This is a genomic window from Winogradskyella forsetii (assembly GCF_013394595.1).
Classification (GTDB): Bacteria; Bacteroidota; Bacteroidia; order Flavobacteriales; family Flavobacteriaceae; genus Winogradskyella; species Winogradskyella forsetii.
In genome coordinates, this window is the sequence record NZ_CP053348.1 from 1,921,002 (window position 1) to 1,939,299 (window position 18,298).

An 18,298-nucleotide genomic window follows, 5' to 3' on the forward strand; every position below is an offset into this window, starting at 1 on the left:
ATTCTATAAATTTTGCCTACAAATAATAAGCTTAAAATCTTTAACGATCCAATTTACGGATTTATTACGATTCCGAATTCGTTAATTTTCGATATCATTCAGCATAAATACTTTCAAAGGTTACGTCGTATTAGTCAAATGGGTTTGTCGTATTTGGTTTATCCTGGTGCACATCATACACGTTTTCATCATGCTTTAGGTTGTATGCATTTAATGCAAAAAGCTGTCAATGTGCTTAGTTTTAAAGGGGTTGCGCTTTCTGAAGATGAAGAAAACGGTTTATTAATCGCTATTCTTTTGCACGATATTGGACACGGCCCATTTTCACATGCCATGGAACATAGCATTGTAAATGATGTTTCACATGAAGAAATTTCGCTGCGTTTTATGGAAGAACTCAATGCAGAGTTTAACGGAAGTTTAACGTTAGCGATCTCCATTTTTAAACGGGAGTATCCAAGACAGTTTATGTGCGAGCTTATTTCTAGCCAATTAGACATGGATAGGGCAGATTATCTTAAACGCGATAGTTTTTATACAGGTGTTGCTGAAGGGAACATTAATAGTGAACGTTTAATTACGATGCTAAACGTTGTTGACGACCAGCTAGTGGTTGAAGAAAAAGGTATTTTGAGCGTTGAGAAGTTTTTAATTGCCAGACGTTTTATGTATTGGCAAGTATATATGCACAAAACAGGCGTTGTTGCAGAGCAATTATTAATGGAAACTTTAAAACGCGCCAAAGAACTGGTACAACAAGGTATAAAGTTGAATTGCAGTGACGCATTATTTTATTTTTTGCTTTCAGAAATAAATTCGGAAAATTTTAATTCAGAAACCTTAGCTGTTTTTTCCAAATTAGACGATTACGATATTATTGCTGCCATGAAAGAATGGCAAAATCACGAAGATTTTGTATTGAGCAATCTTTGCCGAATGATTTTAGATAGAAATTTATTGAAAGTGAAGTTAAAAAATAAGCCAATAAATAATTCTGACTTAAAAATGCACGCAGAAGCTTTAATTAAAAAACATAACATAACAGAGCATGAAGCCTCTTATTTTGTGTTTTATGGGGAATTAATTAATCAGGCATATCAAAATAAATTTCAAAAGATTAATATTTTATTTAAATCTGGAAAAATAAAGGATATTGTTAAGGCTTCTGACCAATTAAACCTAAAAGCATTGAGCAAACCCATAACTAAATATTATATGTGCTATCCTAAAAACCTGAATTCGACCTAATATTTGTTTACAGTTTGAATGAATTTTTATTCAATTCGATTCTATAATTTAGAAGGACTAACGTGTTAATTTGATAAATTATAGTGAGCAATTGGGGAAAATTCATAAAATCCCATGGAAACCCTAAGAAAATGCAATCTTATCGTATAAAATTATTAAAATATCTAGATATTAATTCTAATTTTATACTTCAAATCTCACACTTTCTTAGGGTTCTGTATTTAAATCTTAGGTCGAATTCAGGTTTAAAAGAAAATGTAATCCTTTTTTTCTATTTTTGTGGAAACCAACCATGACTTTAAAATCTAATAATTGAAATTTACAGCAGAACAAATCGCAGGTATTTTAGAAGGAACTGTTGTTGGCGACCCTAATGTTGAAGTTTTCAAGCTTTCAAAAATCGAAGAAGGCACACAAGGTTCTCTGACTTTTCTTTCCAATCTAAAATACACACCTTATATATATAAGACAGAAGCGTCTATAACTATTGTAAATGCAGATTTTGAACCAGAAAAACCGATTTTCACAACACTCATAAAAGTTGAGGATGCTTACGAAGGCTTTTCAAAATTGTTGGAATATTACAATCAGATTAAGTTAAACAAATCTGGTATTGAGCAACCAAGCTTTATTTCAGATTCGGCGAAAGTTGGTAATGACATATATATAGGAGCGTTTTCTTATATTGGAGATAATGTGATTCTTGGTGATAATGTTAAGATTTTTCCGAATGCGTATATTGGAGATAACGTCACTATTGGAGATAACAGCATTGTATTTTCTGGCGGAAAGATATATTCAGATTGTCTTATTGGTAAAGGTTGCGTTATAAATTCTGGTGTTATAATAGGAGCAGATGGTTTTGGTTTTGCGCCTAATAAAGTAGGAGGCTATTCTAAAATCCCTCAAATAGGAAATGTGATATTGGAAGATTATGTTGATATTGGTGCAGGAACAACTATAGATCGCGCCACTATGGGATCTACAATATTGAGATATGGTGTGAAATTAGATAATCAAATACAGATTGCCCACAATGTAGAAATTGGGAAGAACACGGTAATTGCAGCCCAAACAGGTGTTGCTGGTTCTACCAAAATTGGAGAACATTGCCAAATTGGAGGCCAAGTGGGTATCGCTGGTCATTTATTGATTGGTAATAATGTAAAAATTCAAGCGCAATCTGGCATTGGTAGAAATGTAAAAGACAACGAAGTATTGCAAGGGTCGCCAGCATTAGGTTACGGTGATTATAATAAATCCTATGTTTATTTTAAAAATTTGCCTAAGATTGTAAAAAATATAAACGAAATAGAAAAAAGAGTAGATGGCCATAATTAAAACGGAAACGAAACAAAAAACCATTGAAAAGGAAGTTACACTAACAGGAGTTGGACTTCATACTGGTGCAGAAGTAAAGTTGGTGTTTAAGCCAGGTGCAGAAAATTCTGGATTTGTGTTTGTACGCGTAGATTTGGAAGGCAGTCCAAAAATAGAAGCGGATGCCAATTATGTTACCAGTACACAGCGTGGCACCTGTTTAGAAAGAAATGGTGTAACCATTCAAACCTGTGAGCACGTTTTGGCGGCATTAGTAGGTTTAGATATCGATAATGCAGTTTTAGAATTAGATGCTTCAGAGCCACCAATAATGGATGGGTCTTCCAAATATTTTGTGGAAGCTATCGAAAAGGCTGGTATAGTTGAACAAGATGCATTTAGAGAAGAATATGAAGTCACCCAAGTGGTATCTTATACAGATGAAGAATCTGGTAGTGAGATTATTTTAATGCCTTCTAATTCTTATCAAATTACAACGATGGTTGATTTTGGAACCAAAGTTTTAGGAACTCAAAATGCAACTTTAAATAATGTTTCAGATTTTAAATCTGAAATAGCAAATGCGAGAACGTTTAGTTTTTTGCATGAGATTGAAATGCTTCTAGAACATGGATTGATTAAAGGTGGTGACCTAAATAATGCTATTGTGTATGTAGATAAAGAGCTCTCTCCAAAAACTATGGATAAATTAAGAGTCGCTTTCAAAAAAGATAATATTGCAGTAAAGCCAAATGGTATCTTGGATAATCTAACATTACATCATCCAAACGAAGCTGCACGTCATAAGCTACTTGATGTGGTTGGCGATTTAGCATTGATTGGTACACGGCTAAGAGGAAAAGTCATTGCCAATAAGCCAGGTCATTTTGTAAATACACAGTTTGCAAAAAAGATGTCCAAGCTTATAAAGAACGAAAGAAGAAATAACGTTCCTCAACTCGATCTGAATTCACCACCACTAATGGATGTGAATCAAATAATGGATATGTTACCGCATAGACAACCATTTTTATTGCTCGATAAAGTTTATGAGCTTACCGACAACCATGTTATTGGTATGAAAAATGTGACTATGAACGAAGAGTTCTTTAAAGGACATTTTCCGGGTGCACCAGTGATGCCAGGCGTTTTAATTATAGAAGCTATGGCACAAACAGGAGGGATTTTAGTATTGAGCACAGTTCCTGATCCTGAAAATTATTTAACATTTTTCATGAAAATGGATAATGTGAAATTCAAACAAAAAGTAGTGCCTGGCGATACCTTAATATTCAAATGTTCATTAATTACACCAATAAGACGAGGTATTTGCCACATGCAAGGTTATGCCTATGCCAACGGTAAATTATGCGCAGAGGCTGAACTAATGGCACAAATATCAAAAGTAAAATAAATTGAATAACGTTTAATTGTTCGTTGGTTAGGCGTTATGTCGAACAACTTTAAAACAAACAATAAACAACAAACAGTATTAGAATGAACCAACCGTTAGCATACGTACATCCAGGAGCAAAGATTGCTAAGAATGTCGTCATAGAACCTTTTACCACCATACATAACAATGTAAAAATTGGTGAAGGCACTTGGATTGGAAGTAATGTAACTATTATGGAAGGTGCTCGTATAGGAAAGAACTGTAATATTTTTCCAGGAGCGGTAATTTCTGCTGTACCGCAAGATTTAAAATATAATGATGAAGATACTACTGTAGAAATAGGAGATAATGTCACCATCAGAGAATGTGTAACGATTAATCGTGGTACAACAGACAAAATGAAAACAGTTATTGGTGATAATTGTTTGATAATGGCCTATTGCCATATTGCTCACGATTGTATTGTGGGTAACAATTGTATTTTTTCAAATAACAGCACCCTTGCAGGTCATATTAATGTCGGTGACTATGTGGTCTTAGCAGGTATGACAGCAGTTCATCAATTTTGCTCTATTGGAAATCACGCTTTTGTAACTGGTGGGTCATTAGTGCGTAAAGACGTTCCACCTTATGTTAAGGCAGCAAGAGAGCCTTTGTCTTATGTTGGAATTAACTCCGTAGGCTTAAGGCGAAGAGGTTACACTACCGAAAAAATAAGGGAGATTCAGAATATTTACAGAATACTCTATCAAAAAAATTATAATAATACCCAAGCTTCAGATTTAATTGAAGCGGAAATGGAAGCCACACCAGAACGTGATGAGATTCTTCAGTTTATAAAGAATTCGCATCGTGGAATTATGAAAGGGTATTTTAAATCGAACTAGTAGATTTAAGTCTATTGGTTATGATACGAGTAAGGTCTAAAGAAGAAATTTTGAAGACTGTATGAGCTCGAGAAAAAGTAAACAACTATTTATTAATTATTAAAAGATACCCACTTACGTGGGCAATATTATGGCAAGCACATCAGATATTAGAAACGGATTATGTATAAGATACAATAACGATATTTACAAGATCATAGAGTTTCTTCATGTAAAACCAGGTAAGGGACCAGCTTTTGTAAGAACTAAAATGAAAAGTGTCACAACAGGTAAGGTATTGGATAATACATTTTCAGCTGGACATAAAATTGAAGACGTACGTGTTGAAACGCATAAATTTCAATATTTATATAACGATGGTGAGTTTTATCATTTCATGAATGAAGCCGATTACACGCAAATACGATTATTGGAATCTGCTATCGATAGAACCGATTTAATGAAAGAAGGAGAAGTAGTCACCATTCAAATTAACACAGAGGACAATATGCCACTTTCTGTAGATTTACCAGCTTCTGTAATTTTAGAAGTCACTGCAACAGAGCCAGGTGTAAAAGGAAATACAGCAACCAATGCAACTAAACCAGCCACTGTCGAATCTGGAGCGGAAGTAAATGTGCCATTATTCATCAATGAAGGTGACAAGATTAAAGTTGAAACTGAAAAAGGTACATACAAAGAACGAATTAAAGAATAACTAAGTTGTCGCTATTTGGTCCTCAGTTTGGAGTACTCACTGAAGACTGCTTACTGAGAACTGTATACTGAGGACTGAAATATGAAATTCCAAAAACCGCATACTCTAAAACAAATCGCCACATTAATTGATTGTGAATTTAAAGGTGCGGAAGATTTCGAAATTTTAGGTATCAATGAAATTCATGTGGTTGAACCAGGAGACATTGTATTTGTAGATCATCCTAAATATTATGATAAAGCTTTAGAATCTGCTGCAACCATTGTTTTAATCAACAAAGATGTTGAATGTCCTGATGGAAAAGCACTTTTAATCTCAGATGATCCTTTTCGGGATTTTAATAAACTTACAGAACATTTTAAACCATTTAGAGCTTCCAATTCAGCCATTGCAAGTGATGCTATAATTGGAGAAGGCACCGTGATTCAGCCCAACTGTTTTATAGGCAATAATGTAACTATTGGTAAAAACTGTATCATTCACGCTAACGTAAGCATTTATGATGATGCTATAATAGGAGATGAGGTTACTATCCATGCAGGAACAGTCTTAGGTGCAAGTGCCTTCTACTATAAAAACAGACCAGAAGGGTACGATCAGTTAAAATCTGGAGGTCGTGTTATCATAAAAAACAATGTAGATATTGGTGCACTTTGTACGATAGATAGAGGTGTTACTGGAGATACAACCATTGGAGAAGGGTCAAAATTGGATAATCAAATTCAGGTTGGACATGATACGGTCATTGGCAAGAAATGTCTAATAGCTTCACAAACAGGAATTGCTGGATGTGTTGTTATTGAGGATAATGTGACCATTTGGGGGCAAGTAGGCATAAAAAGTGGAATCACATTGGCAAAAGGAACGGTTCTTTATGCACAATCTGGTCTAGGGCATTCTACGGAAGAGGGTAAAACATACTTCGGTTCACCAGCTCAGGACGCTAGAGTCATGTTTAAAGAGATGGCTTACATTAAAAAAATTCCAGAAATTCTTCAAAAATTAAAAAACTTATCATGACTGCAAAAGACATTGTAAAAGCATTTTATGAATCTGATCTAGCCAATGATCCAAAGGTTATGGAACGGTTTTTTCATAAGGATTGCGAATTACACTGGACCAATAGTCAAGGATTTGTATTGTTGGATTATAGTGATTTGAAAGATTTTTTTAAAGATACACGTAAATCATACAACAGTCTTCGTTTTGAATTTACCCATTTCATAGAAGCCGGAAATTTCGTCACCTCAAGACATACACTCTTTGGTAACACTATAGAAAACCCAGATTCGGAAACTACCTTGGCGCATTTCACAACCATTTGGGAGGTAAAAGACGATAAATTATATCGTGGTTTTGAGATCAGTCAACAAGCTGACGAATCCGACGATATTAGCATGGCATCATACATGTAAATAAAATTAAAAAAGAGGTCGCTTTTGCGTTTTAAATCTCTTATTTTTGTGCAGCAGAATTAATAAAACTTAAAATTAATAATATCAAATGAGCGTTTTAGTTAATAAAAATTCCAATATTATAGTTCAAGGCTTTACAGGTAGTGAAGGTACGTTTCACGCAGAGCAAATGATTGAATACGGTACAAACGTTGTTGGAGGTGTTACACCAGGAAAAGGTGGTCAAACACATCTAGACAAGCCTGTTTTTAATACAGTTTCTGAAGCTGTTGAAAAAGTGGGTGCCGATACGACCATTATTTTTGTACCACCAGCTTTTGCTGCTGATGCTATTATGGAAGCTGCAGATGCAGGAATTAAAGTCATTATTACCATAACTGAAGGCATTCCTGTTGCAGATATGATTAAAGCCTCTAACTACATAAAAAATAAAGACTGTCGTTTAATTGGTCCTAACTGTCCTGGTGTTATTACACCTGGTGAAGCTAAAGTTGGTATTATGCCAGGTTTTGTGTTCAAAAAAGGGAATGTTGGAATCGTTTCTAAATCTGGAACATTAACGTATGAAGCCGCTGATCAAGTAGTAAAGCAAGGTTTAGGAATTACAACAGCTATTGGTATTGGTGGTGATCCAATTATTGGAACTACCACTAAGGAAGCGGTTGAATTATTAATCAACGATCCGGAAACTGAAGCTGTAGTGATGATTGGCGAAATTGGAGGTCAGTTGGAAGCAGATGCTGCACATTGGTATAAAGAAAGCGGAAGTAAGAAACCTGTTATTGGTTTTATTGCTGGTGAAACAGCTCCTGCTGGTCGTACAATGGGTCATGCTGGTGCTATTGTAGGAGGAAGTGATGATACTGCGCAAGCCAAAAAGAAAATTATGAGAGCATGTGGAATCCATGTCGTGGATTCACCTGCTGAAATAGGAAAGAAAGTAGCTGAAGTTTTAGGCTAAACTTCTGTTAAAATATATCTAAACACATTACGTTATAAATCCATTAGCTATATTTTTAGCTAATGGATTTTTTTATTCAATTAATCAACTAAAATCAAAAAATGAAACACATTAAATCAATTTGGTTGTTTTTAATGATTGCAGCAGTTTTTGGCTGTAAAAATGAAAGCAATGACAAGAAAATGTCTTATGTTGTTGAGACCAATGAAGGCACCAACGGCTTTAATTTTGAAACCGTATCGGACGACCCAACGGGTTTGAGACTATACACTTTAGACAATGGTCTTAAAGTCTATTTAGGTCAAAATAATGAAGAACCAAAGATTCAAACACTTATAGCTGTTAGAGCTGGTTCTACTTATGATCCTGCAGATAACACCGGTTTAGCTCACTATTTAGAGCACATGGTTTTTAAGGGAACCGATAAAATTGGAACTCAAAATTATGAAGAAGAAGCTAAGTTAATTAAACAAATTTCTGATTTGTATGAGGAGCATAAGAAAGAACAAGATCCTAAAAAGAAAAAAGCTATTTATAAAGAAATAGACGAAATTTCTTTAGAAGCTTCAAAATTATCTATAGCCAATGAATATGATAAAATGACAAATTCATTAGGAGCAGAAGGCACCAATGCGTTTACATCTAACGAACAAACCGTTTATGTCAACAAAATTCCTTCAAACGAAGTTGATAAATGGTTAAAAGTAGAAAGTGAGCGATTTAGCAAATTGGTATTGCGTCTGTTTCATACAGAACTAGAAGCTGTTTATGAAGAATTTAATAGAGGACAAGACAGCGATGGCCGTAAGCAATATTTCGCTACACTCGAAGGATTATTTCCAACACATCCTTACGGAACGCAATCTACCATTGGTATTTCAGAGCATTTAAAAAATCCATCTATGGAAGCCATAAATGCTTATTTTGATAAATATTATGTACCAAACAACATGGCAGTAATCATGGTTGGTGATTTAGATTTTGACGAAACCATCAAAAAGGTAAACGATGCATTTGGTAGTTATGAGAAGAAGGAAGTGACACATCCTACGTTTCCAAAATTAGAGCCACTTTCAACGCCAGTAAAGAAAGAGGTTTTAGGACCAACTGCGGAATCCATATATGTTGCCTTTAGATCTAAAGGAAAAGGATCTGATCAAGAAGTATTGTTGAAGTTGGTAGATTACATGTTAGCAAACTCCCAAGCTGGTTTAATTGATTTGAATCTTAACCAGAAGCAATTGGTTCAAAATGCATCATCTTATACAAATTTTGATAATGACTACGGCTTCCATTTACTTTATGGTTCTCCAAAAGCTGACCAATCTTTAGACGAAGTTAGAGATCTTTTACTAGCGCAAGTGGAAAAAATTAAAAAGGGTGAATTCGAGGATTGGTTATTAGATGCTGTTATAAATGATTTACGTTTATCTCAAATTCAACAATACGAAAATGCGTCATCAACAGCTTATGCGTATTTGGATGCATTTATTGGCGAGCAAGATTGGAACAACCGTCTAAAAATGCTTGATGAAATGAAGAAAATCACGAAGCAAGAAGTAATTGATTTTGCCAATTCATTTTATGGAAACAACTATGTAGAAGTGCATAAACTTAAAGGCGAAGACACCTCAATCGTTAAAGTAGAAAATCCAGGAATAACACCGATTGAATTAAATAGAGGAAAAGAATCTGAGTTTTTAAAGTCTTTAAATGCTATGGTTTCTCCAGATTTGAAACCGCAATTTATTGATTACAAAACCGCAATAAAAGAAACAAAAACCGATAATGGTCTTAAACTTTCTTATGTAGAAAATCCTAACAATGATATTTTTAATTTGAATATCATTTTTGATATGGGACAAGATAACGACCGTATGGTTTCTCTTGCTGCTGGTTATTTAGATTATTTAGGAACTGACACCTACACCCCAGAACAGTTAAAACAAGAGTTTTATAAAATAGGCATTCAGTATAATGTCTTTTCGTCTAGTGATAAAACTTATGTAGGCATTTCAGGGCTTAAAGAAAATCTAGATGCAGGTTTAGCACTTCTGGAACATTTATGGAATAACGCTGAACCAAACCAAGAAACTTATGACAAGTATGTTGAAAGTATTTTGAAAGGCAGAGAAGATGGCAAAACACAAAAAGGAAATATTTTCTGGAATGGTTTAATGAATTATGGGCAATATGGCGAAAATTCAAGGTTAAGAAATATTTATTCCCAGGCGGAATTAAATGCTATGAGCCCAACGGAATTAGTAAACAAAATAAAAGAAATGCGTGCTTATAACCAACGTATCTTTTATTATGGTAATGCCATAGGCGAAGCCAAAGAGGCTTTAAACAAACATCACAAGATTCCTGAAACTTTGTTGGATTATCCTGAAAAAACAGAATATACCAATTTAGAAACTGGAGGTAACGTTTATTTTGTCGATTACGATATGGTGCAGAGTGAAATTTTACTATTGGCTAAAGGAGAAGAGTTCAGTCCAAAGAAAATGGCAGCTTCGCAATTGTTCAATACGTATTTTGGTAGTGGATTATCGTCAATTGTGTTTCAGGAAATAAGAGAATCTAAATCTTTAGCCTATTCTGCATTTTCTAGCTATAATAATGCCAGTGAAGCTGGCAAGCCAGATTACACAATGGCTTACGTTGGTACACAAGCCAATAAATTGGGGCAAGCTGTAGATGCCATGATGGAATTAATGACTAATATGCCAGAGGCTGAAGATCAATTCAACCAAGCAAAAGAAGCAACATTAAAGAAAATTGCGGCTAAACGAATTACCAAGTCAAATATTTTTTGGACGTATGAAGGTTTGAAAAAACAAGGTATTGATAATGATAATCGCGAGGAAATCTATAATGCCATTAAAAACATGACGATGGCAGACCTAAAAACATTCTTTGACGATAACATTAAAGGAGAAAACTATAACGTCATGGTTATTGGCAACAAAAAAGACATGGATTTTGATGCCTTGAGCAAATTAGGAACCATAAAAGAATTGGATATCGATTATCTTTTCAATTATAATCAACCTGAAGCCTTAAAGCAATAGCAATAAAAGTAACCGTATAATTAAACCTCATATTTATGTTAAAATATGAGGTTTTTTTTATTTGATGCAATTTGGAATTGGTATATTTGAAGCAGTTCGTCGTCCATGAAATCATCAGTTCGAGTGATTTTCAATTTTTTTGAAGTTGACAACAGTACAGAGAACATTTTCTTAATAAAAAACGACAACAATGTTAAATATTGAAAAAACTAACCAAACCTATTAAAACATGAAACTACTAGAGGGAAAAACAGCCATAATAACAGGTGCAAGTAGAGGCATTGGAAAAGGAATCGCTGAAGTTTTTGCCGATCATGGTGCAAATGTAGCATTTACCTATAGCTCATCCGTTGAAGCTGCCAATGAACTGGAAAAAGAATTAAATGCCAAAGGTATAAAAGCCAAAGGCTACCAAAGCAATGCTGCCAATTTTGATGAATCCCAAAAATTGGCAGAAGACGTTTTAGCGGAATTCGGTTCTATTGATATTCTTGTGAATAATGCAGGAATCACAAAAGATAATCTCTTAATGCGAATGGGAGAAGAAGATTTTGATAAGGTCATTGAAGTGAACTTAAAATCGGTTTTTAACATGACCAAAGCCGTTCAGCGCACTATGTTAAAACAGCGAAAAGGGTCTATAATTAATATGAGCTCTGTAGTTGGAGTAAAAGGTAACGCAGGACAAACCAATTATGCAGCCTCTAAAGCCGGAATTATTGGGTTTTCTAAATCCGTAGCTTTAGAATTAGGCTCACGGAATATTAGAAGTAACGTCATCGCACCTGGTTTTATAGAAACTGAAATGACGGCAAAATTAGACGAAGAAACCTTAAAAGGATGGCGAGCAGGTATTCCACTAAAAAGAGGAGGAACACCAGAAGATATTGCTAATGCTTGTGTGTTTTTAGCGAGTGATTTAAGCGCTTATGTTACTGGACAGACGCTTAATGTTGATGGCGGTATGCTAACCTAATTTACGATTTTGATTTTATAAATGCCGAATATGATTGGCACGAAAGGGTAAATCGTAGATTTAAAATCATTTAATGCAAAAGGAAACAATAATTTACATAACTATTGCTGCAATTACAGCGCTTTTATTAGCGCTGTTTCAGTATTTGTATAAATCGAAATTTAAAAATAATCTAAAATACCTGCTTACAGCACTGAGAGCGATTTCAATCTTTGGAATCTTGTTATTACTGATCAATCCCAAGTTTGAATCCTTCACCTATTTTGATGAAAAACCTACCCTTGTAGTTGCTGTGGATAATTCAGAATCGATCTCGTATTTAAAACAAGATGAAAAGGCTAGGGAAGTAGCTAATGCATTAACCAATAGTTCAGAACTTAATGATCGTTTTAATATTCAAACCTATAGTTTTGGGAAGACCGTTAAGTCATTAGACAGTTTAAATTTTAACGAACGTCAATCTAATGTAGCTTTGGCTTTAAAACAGTTTGGCGAAGTTTATGCCAATCAAACCGCTCCAATTGTGGTGTTAAGTGATGGTAACCAAACCTATGGCGCCGATTACAGTTTTATGGCAAAAGGGATTAAACAGCCTATTTACCCAGTCATTCTTGGAGATTCAACAGTACATTCCGATTTAAGTATTAAGCAACTGAATGTGAATCGATATGTCTATCTCAAGAATAAATTTCCGGTTGAAATTATTACGAATTATAATGGTAACGAAGCTATAACTTCAGAACTTAAAATTTGGTCTGGCAATACCATAGTGTTTAGAAAAACATTACAATTTAATGCTTCCAAGTCTTCTGAAATTGTGTCCACAGCTTTAACGGCAAATAGTGTTGGCGTAAAAACGTATAGAGTTGAGTTGGTCGCTTTAGATAGTGAGAAGAACAAAGTAAATAATTATAAAAATTTTGGAGTAGAAGTCATTGACCAAAAGACAAATATCGCCTTAGTATATGATCGTATGCATCCTGATTTAGGAGCTTTGAAAAAGGCGATAGAAAGTAATGAGCAACGAAGTGTTTCCATTATAAAACCAAAAGAATTAATAGATAAAATAAATGATTTTCAATTGGTTATACTCTATCAGCCAAATAATAACTTTAATACCGTTTTAAAAACAATAAAAGAACAGAAAATCAATACTTTTGTTATTACAGGAGCAACAACCAACTGGAATATTTTAAATCAAAGTCAATACTATTTTAAACAAAAAATAACTAATCAAACTGAGAACTATCAACCGAGTTTAAACAGAAACTATGGCGTTTTCATTGTAGAAAATCTCGATTTCAATAGTTTTCCACCTTTGATTGCTGAGTTTGGAGCGCTTCAAATTTCGGTGCCTCATGAAACTCTATTATTCAAAGCGGTCAATGGCATTACAACTGAAGATATTTTATTGGCAACATTTGAAGCCGATGGCACGAAACACGCCATTTTAAATGGAGAAGACATTTGGCGATGGCGAGCACAATCCTTTCTCAATACCAATAGTTTCAATAATTTTGACGAATTTATAAATAAATTGGTTCAATATTTAAGTTCAAATAAAAAACGAAAACGCATTAATATCGATTACAAATCTTTTTATAACGGTAATGATGATGTAATTATAACGGCGCAATATTTTAATAAAAACTTTGAGTTTGATAATTCGGCATCGCTAAGTATCGTCTTGAAAAATAAGGAAGATGAAAGCATAAGAGAAGTGCCATTATTACTGAACAATGGCAATTTCACTGTAGATCTAAGTGGGATAAAGGCTGGCTTATATGATTTCACGGTAAAGCACAATTCGGAATCCGTTGCTGCATCCGGAAGTTTTCAAGTTTTGGAATATAATGTAGAACAACAATTCCTAAATGCTGATTTGACCAAATTGAGATCTCTGGCAGTAAATAGTGGAGGAGAAGTTTATTTTATAAATGATTCTGAGGTGTTAATTGATAATTTACTAAATGACAATCGCTACAGAACCATACAGAAAAGCACTAAAAATATCGTACCTTTGATAGATTGGAAATATCTACTTGGTTTAATCGCTTTAAGCCTTTTTGCGGAGTGGTTTATCAGAAAATATAACGGATTAATTTAAATTAAAAATAATGGAAAAATTACCAAAGGTTGGATTACCGATTTTAATTGGAGTCGTAATTTTAATAATTGTAATAGCTAAATCAGCTGTGACAATAGATTCTGGAGAAGCTGGGGTTTTATTTAAAACATTTGGAGAAGGTGTTGTGACTGATGAGCCACCAATGGGTGAAGGGTTTCATATAGTGGCACCTTGGAATAAGGTGTTTGTTTATGAGGTAAGAAGACAAGAGATTTTTGAAAAAATGAAAGTGTTGTCTTCCAACGGCCTGGATATTCAATTGGATGCTTCAGTATGGTATCAGCCAGATCAGGCAAATTTAGGAAAATTACATCAGGAAATTGGAGATAACTATCTAAACCGTATTATATTGCCTACTATACGGTCGGCAGCGCGAAGTGTGGTAGGTCGCTATACACCGGAACAATTGTATTCCAGTAAACGTGATGCCATTCAAGAAGAGATTTTTGAGGAAACCAAAAAAATTGTCAAAGGTCAACATATTCTTATTGATGAAATTTTAGTGAGAGATGTCACATTGCCGCCAACAATTAAAGACGCCATTGAGCGGAAGTTGAAGCAAGAACAGGAATCTTTGGAATACGAATTCAGATTGGTCACCGCAGATAAAGAAGCGCAGCGACAAATTATTGAAGCACAAGGTAAAGCTGATGCCAATAAAATTTTAAGTGCCTCTTTAACGGATAAGATTTTACAAGATAAAGGTATAGAAGCGACTATTAAATTATCTGAATCCACAAATAGTAAAGTGGTAGTTATTGGTTCTGGAGATAGCGGAATGCCTATTATTTTGGGTAATTAGTAATTAAAACTAAGACAAAATTTTTTAAAACCCTTTTGAGAAATCATTAGGGTTTTTCTATGCATACGCCTTCAATTTTATGATTTTCAATTGACTATAAAAATGCATACGACCTTCCTTTTATCGATTATCTTCATATTCTTAAGTATTTTATCTATGAAAAATGTACTTTAACGGTTTTGTTATCAGACCCTAAACTTATGAAACCTACTAAAAGCGCCTTTTTATTCTATTTGTTTTTTCTTTCTTTTACACTATCCTTTGCACAAAATCAATGTGGTTTTGATGCTCAAAGAGAACAACTTCGCCAAGATCCCAACTTTGTGACCTTGGAAAAGGCAGCAGAAAAAAGATTACAGAAAGCCATCGAGAACAGAAGTTTTTCTAGAATGGCCGGAGACATACTCACCATACCTGTAGTAATTCATGTATTGCATTTAGGTGAGGCTGAAGGTGTAGGAAGTAATATTTCCGATGCTCAAATACAAAGTAGTATAGATAATTTAAATGATTATTATAGAGGACGTATTGCAACAAGTCCAATAGATTTTGAAATTGAATTTGTCCTGGCTCAAAGAGATCCGAACTGTAACGCGACTTCTGGTATTAATAGAATTGACGCTTCTGGGCTTCCAGGCTATTCGGATTATGGGGTAAATGTTAACAATTCCAATGGAGTGAGTTATAATGACATAGTGGCATTAAGTAGCTGGCCAAAAAATGATTATTTTAATATTTGGATTGTGACAGAGTTAGATGGGAATAATGGAGGGTTTGGCTTTCAAGGCTATGCTTATTTTTATAACGACAATGCCAACTTTCATGGTTCGGTAATGATGTCCACCGTTTTTGGTTATGACCCTGGAAATACCAATGGTTGGGGACTAAATTCTAATGGAGATAACAGTACGGTTGTCCATGAAGCAGGTCATTTTTTTAATCTATATCATACTTTTCAAGGTGATGGTAGTGGAGGTTCGTGTCCTGCGGATACAACCATTGGAACAGACAGTGATGGTTGTGCAGACACAGTTCCGCATAGAAGAGAAACAAGTACTTGCCCTTCAAATAATAGTTGTACAGGTAATCCTTGGGTAGATAATAATACCATTAATAATATAATGAGTTATTATAATTGTGCCGACCGACTTACTAATGATCAAAAAACAAGGGTTCGTGCAGCAATGGAAGATACAGCAATTGTAAACTCAAAAGGACATTTGGCGCCAATTATCGGATTTACTGCACCAAATGCCGTATGTACTACCAATACAGTTTTAACCTATTTTGCCGGAATTGTTAGTGTGGAATTGAATGGAGTTTCCGCTATTTCATCAGTTTCTGCAATTGATGGCGGAAACTTAGATAAAAGTGGAGGTTGTACACATCCCTTTGAAATTGATACATCTGTTTCTAATACACTAAATATTGGTGTCTCAGACAATTTGAATCAATTAGGAGTGTGGATTGATTGGAATAATGATGGTGATTTTGACGATGATGCGGAGGAACAATATTTAATAACTCAAGACATTGCCGCATTTAGTACTGTGCCTGTAAATCTTATATATCCTACTAACATACCTTATGGTGATTTTATTAGAATTAGAATAATTAATGAGTTGGATAGCAGATATGCTGAAACTGAAGCTATTGATTCTGCATGTTTTCAAAATTTATATTACGGCCAATCCGAAGATTATACGATTTATGTTAAACCAAGCGGTTCAACCACATATACCTATAATAACGGATGGTCACCAAATGACCCGAATGGTACTGCAGGTGCTAATGATGATATCATCGTTGAAACTGGTAATGCAGTCATCTTAAGTAACACCACATGTAATACCCTAACTATTAATCCAGGAGCTGCATTAATCGTTAATTCGGGAGTTATTTTAACCACTAATGAATCTAACTTAAACTCTACTTCACAATTATACTCAAGTTTGATTGTTGACGGAACTATTACAGGAACCGTAAACTATCATAGATATACAGCCCAAATAGGAACAAATGACCTAATTTCAGCACCTGTAGTTGATCAGACTTTTGGTGCGTTTGAAATGGCAAATTCAAATTTGGCTTCATCTGGAACATTAAGGGCATTTGCACCTTATGTTACTAGCGCAGGAGCATATCAAAATTACGATACAAGTACGAATGCTTCCACGGTAATTAATGCTGGTACTGGTTATAAAGCCGCAACAACGGATGGAAGTACGCTAACCTTTACAGGAACAGTTAGAACTAATGATGTTTTAGATGTTCCTATTTCTGATGCCACCGCTGGTTCTGCTTGGAACCTTATTGGGAATCCGTATCCTTCGTATATGAATTTTGAAACCTTCTTTACGACCAATGCTGGCGAGTTTGACCCAAACAATGCTTACCAAGCTATTTACGGCTATGATGGCAATGGAGGATGGACAGTTTGGAACTTTACATCTATAGTTGATATCTCAGAGGATGAATACCTTGCACCTGGCCAAGCCTTTTTTGTAAAAGCAAAATCAGGAGGCGGTTTAGTGGATTTTACAACCAATATGCGAACGACAGGTACTTCTGATGATTTTATTGCTGGAAGGGATATTTCGACAAATGTTGCTTTATGCAAATTGAACTTAAGCAGTTCCTCAAATACTACATCCACTAAAATTTACTTTATAGAAGGCACCACCAGAGCATTAGACGTTGGCTATGATGCAGCATCTTATGCCGGAAGTACGGCGGGGTACTCAATTTTCTCCAATCTCGTGGAAGATAATTCTGGTTTGGGTATGGAGATTCAAGCACTACCTTATAATGATTTGAACAATGTTATTATTCCCATCGGAGTTAAGGCACATGCTCATGAGCAGTTAACTATATCCATTGCTGATGTATCCTATTTACCTTCAGGTGTTAATGTTTATTTGAACGATACTGTAGAAAATACAGTTACATTATTAAATACCAATGATTACACCTTTATAGCATCTCATCAACTTGTTGGAACTGGTCGATTTTATATTCAATATGCAACCCAAGCGCTATCTGTTACTGATGGCGAATTGAACAATTTAAATATTTATGCAACCACAACACCAAAGGAAATTGTGATTAAAGGTGTATTGAAAGGTAAAAGCGAAGCTAAATTATATGATGTTCAAGGGCGTTTGGTTTTAATTAAAGTCTTAAATGCATCTCAGATCTCAAATAGAATTGATGCTTCATCGCTAAGCGCAGGAATTTATGTTCTAAAAGTTGCTCATGAAAATCAGGTTGAAACAAAAAAGTTGATAATTAAGTAAGCTAAGGAGAGGTGTAAAAACATATAGCAGCTATAATTATAGATTATGGCTGTTTTTTTATGCCCATACTACAAATGATAAATAATTAAAGCATACTA

Annotated in this window: 13 protein-coding genes; all 13 read left to right on the plus strand. The window is 34.6% G+C overall.

Annotated features, from left to right (window positions below; genetic code table 11):
- Positions 1-12 precede the first annotated feature (12 nt).
- The 13 genes from HM987_RS08345 to HM987_RS08405 all read left to right on the plus strand — a co-directional run bounded on the left by HM987_RS08345 (position 13) and on the right by HM987_RS08405 (position 18,200).
- Positions 13-1,248 carry an HD domain-containing protein gene (locus tag HM987_RS08345; RefSeq protein WP_179006944.1) on the plus strand — a complete coding sequence of 412 codons (1,236 nt, stop codon included), beginning with the start codon at positions 13-15 and terminating at the stop codon, positions 1,246-1,248.
- 312 nt (positions 1,249-1,560) lie between these two features.
- A complete protein-coding gene (lpxD, locus tag HM987_RS08350) occupies positions 1,561-2,589 on the plus strand; it encodes a UDP-3-O-(3-hydroxymyristoyl)glucosamine N-acyltransferase (protein WP_179006946.1) in 1,029 nt (342 codons plus the stop codon).
- Positions 2,576-3,982 (plus strand): bifunctional UDP-3-O-[3-hydroxymyristoyl] N-acetylglucosamine deacetylase/3-hydroxyacyl-ACP dehydratase, encoded by a 1,407-nt coding sequence (locus tag HM987_RS08355; protein WP_179006948.1) that lies wholly within the window; start codon positions 2,576-2,578, stop codon positions 3,980-3,982. Before lpxD ends, HM987_RS08355 begins: the two co-directional genes overlap by 14 nt.
- A gap of 83 nt (positions 3,983-4,065) precedes the next feature.
- Positions 4,066-4,851, plus strand: coding sequence for an acyl-ACP--UDP-N-acetylglucosamine O-acyltransferase (gene lpxA, locus HM987_RS08360; protein ID WP_179006950.1), 786 nt, complete (start codon positions 4,066-4,068; stop codon positions 4,849-4,851).
- Between the two features lie 130 nt (positions 4,852-4,981).
- A complete protein-coding gene (gene efp / locus HM987_RS08365; RefSeq protein WP_178988446.1) occupies positions 4,982-5,548 on the plus strand; it encodes an elongation factor P in 567 nt (188 codons plus the stop codon).
- A gap of 81 nt (positions 5,549-5,629) precedes the next feature.
- Complete coding sequence (locus tag HM987_RS08370; RefSeq protein ID WP_179006952.1) at positions 5,630-6,568, plus strand: UDP-3-O-(3-hydroxymyristoyl)glucosamine N-acyltransferase; 939 nt, start codon at positions 5,630-5,632, stop codon at positions 6,566-6,568.
- On the plus strand, positions 6,565-6,963 hold the full coding sequence (locus tag HM987_RS08375) for a nuclear transport factor 2 family protein (RefSeq protein ID WP_179006953.1): 399 nt from the start codon (positions 6,565-6,567) through the stop codon (positions 6,961-6,963). The genes HM987_RS08370 and HM987_RS08375 overlap by 4 nt, the downstream gene beginning before the upstream one ends.
- Positions 6,964-7,051: 88 nt before the next feature.
- A complete protein-coding gene (sucD, locus tag HM987_RS08380) occupies positions 7,052-7,924 on the plus strand; it encodes a succinate--CoA ligase subunit alpha (protein WP_179006955.1) in 873 nt (290 codons plus the stop codon).
- A 101-nt stretch (positions 7,925-8,025) separates the two neighbouring features.
- Entirely contained in the window at positions 8,026-10,998 is a 2,973-nt protein-coding gene (locus tag HM987_RS08385; protein WP_179006957.1) for a M16 family metallopeptidase, read from the plus strand.
- Positions 10,999-11,227: 229 nt separating this feature from the next.
- On the plus strand, positions 11,228-11,974 hold the full coding sequence (gene fabG, locus HM987_RS08390) for a 3-oxoacyl-[acyl-carrier-protein] reductase (RefSeq protein WP_179006959.1): 747 nt from the start codon (positions 11,228-11,230) through the stop codon (positions 11,972-11,974).
- 73 nt (positions 11,975-12,047) lie between these two features.
- The gene (locus HM987_RS08395) at positions 12,048-14,081 is read left to right on the plus strand and encodes a vWA domain-containing protein (RefSeq protein ID WP_179006961.1); all 2,034 of its coding nucleotides are present in this window, start codon (positions 12,048-12,050) and stop codon (positions 14,079-14,081) included.
- A 10-nt stretch (positions 14,082-14,091) separates the two neighbouring features.
- Positions 14,092-14,904, plus strand: coding sequence for a prohibitin family protein (locus HM987_RS08400; RefSeq protein WP_179006963.1), 813 nt, complete (start codon positions 14,092-14,094; stop codon positions 14,902-14,904).
- A 200-nt stretch (positions 14,905-15,104) separates the two neighbouring features.
- Entirely contained in the window at positions 15,105-18,200 is a 3,096-nt protein-coding gene (locus HM987_RS08405; protein WP_179006965.1) for a zinc-dependent metalloprotease, read from the plus strand.
- Positions 18,201-18,298: the final 98 nt, after the last annotated feature.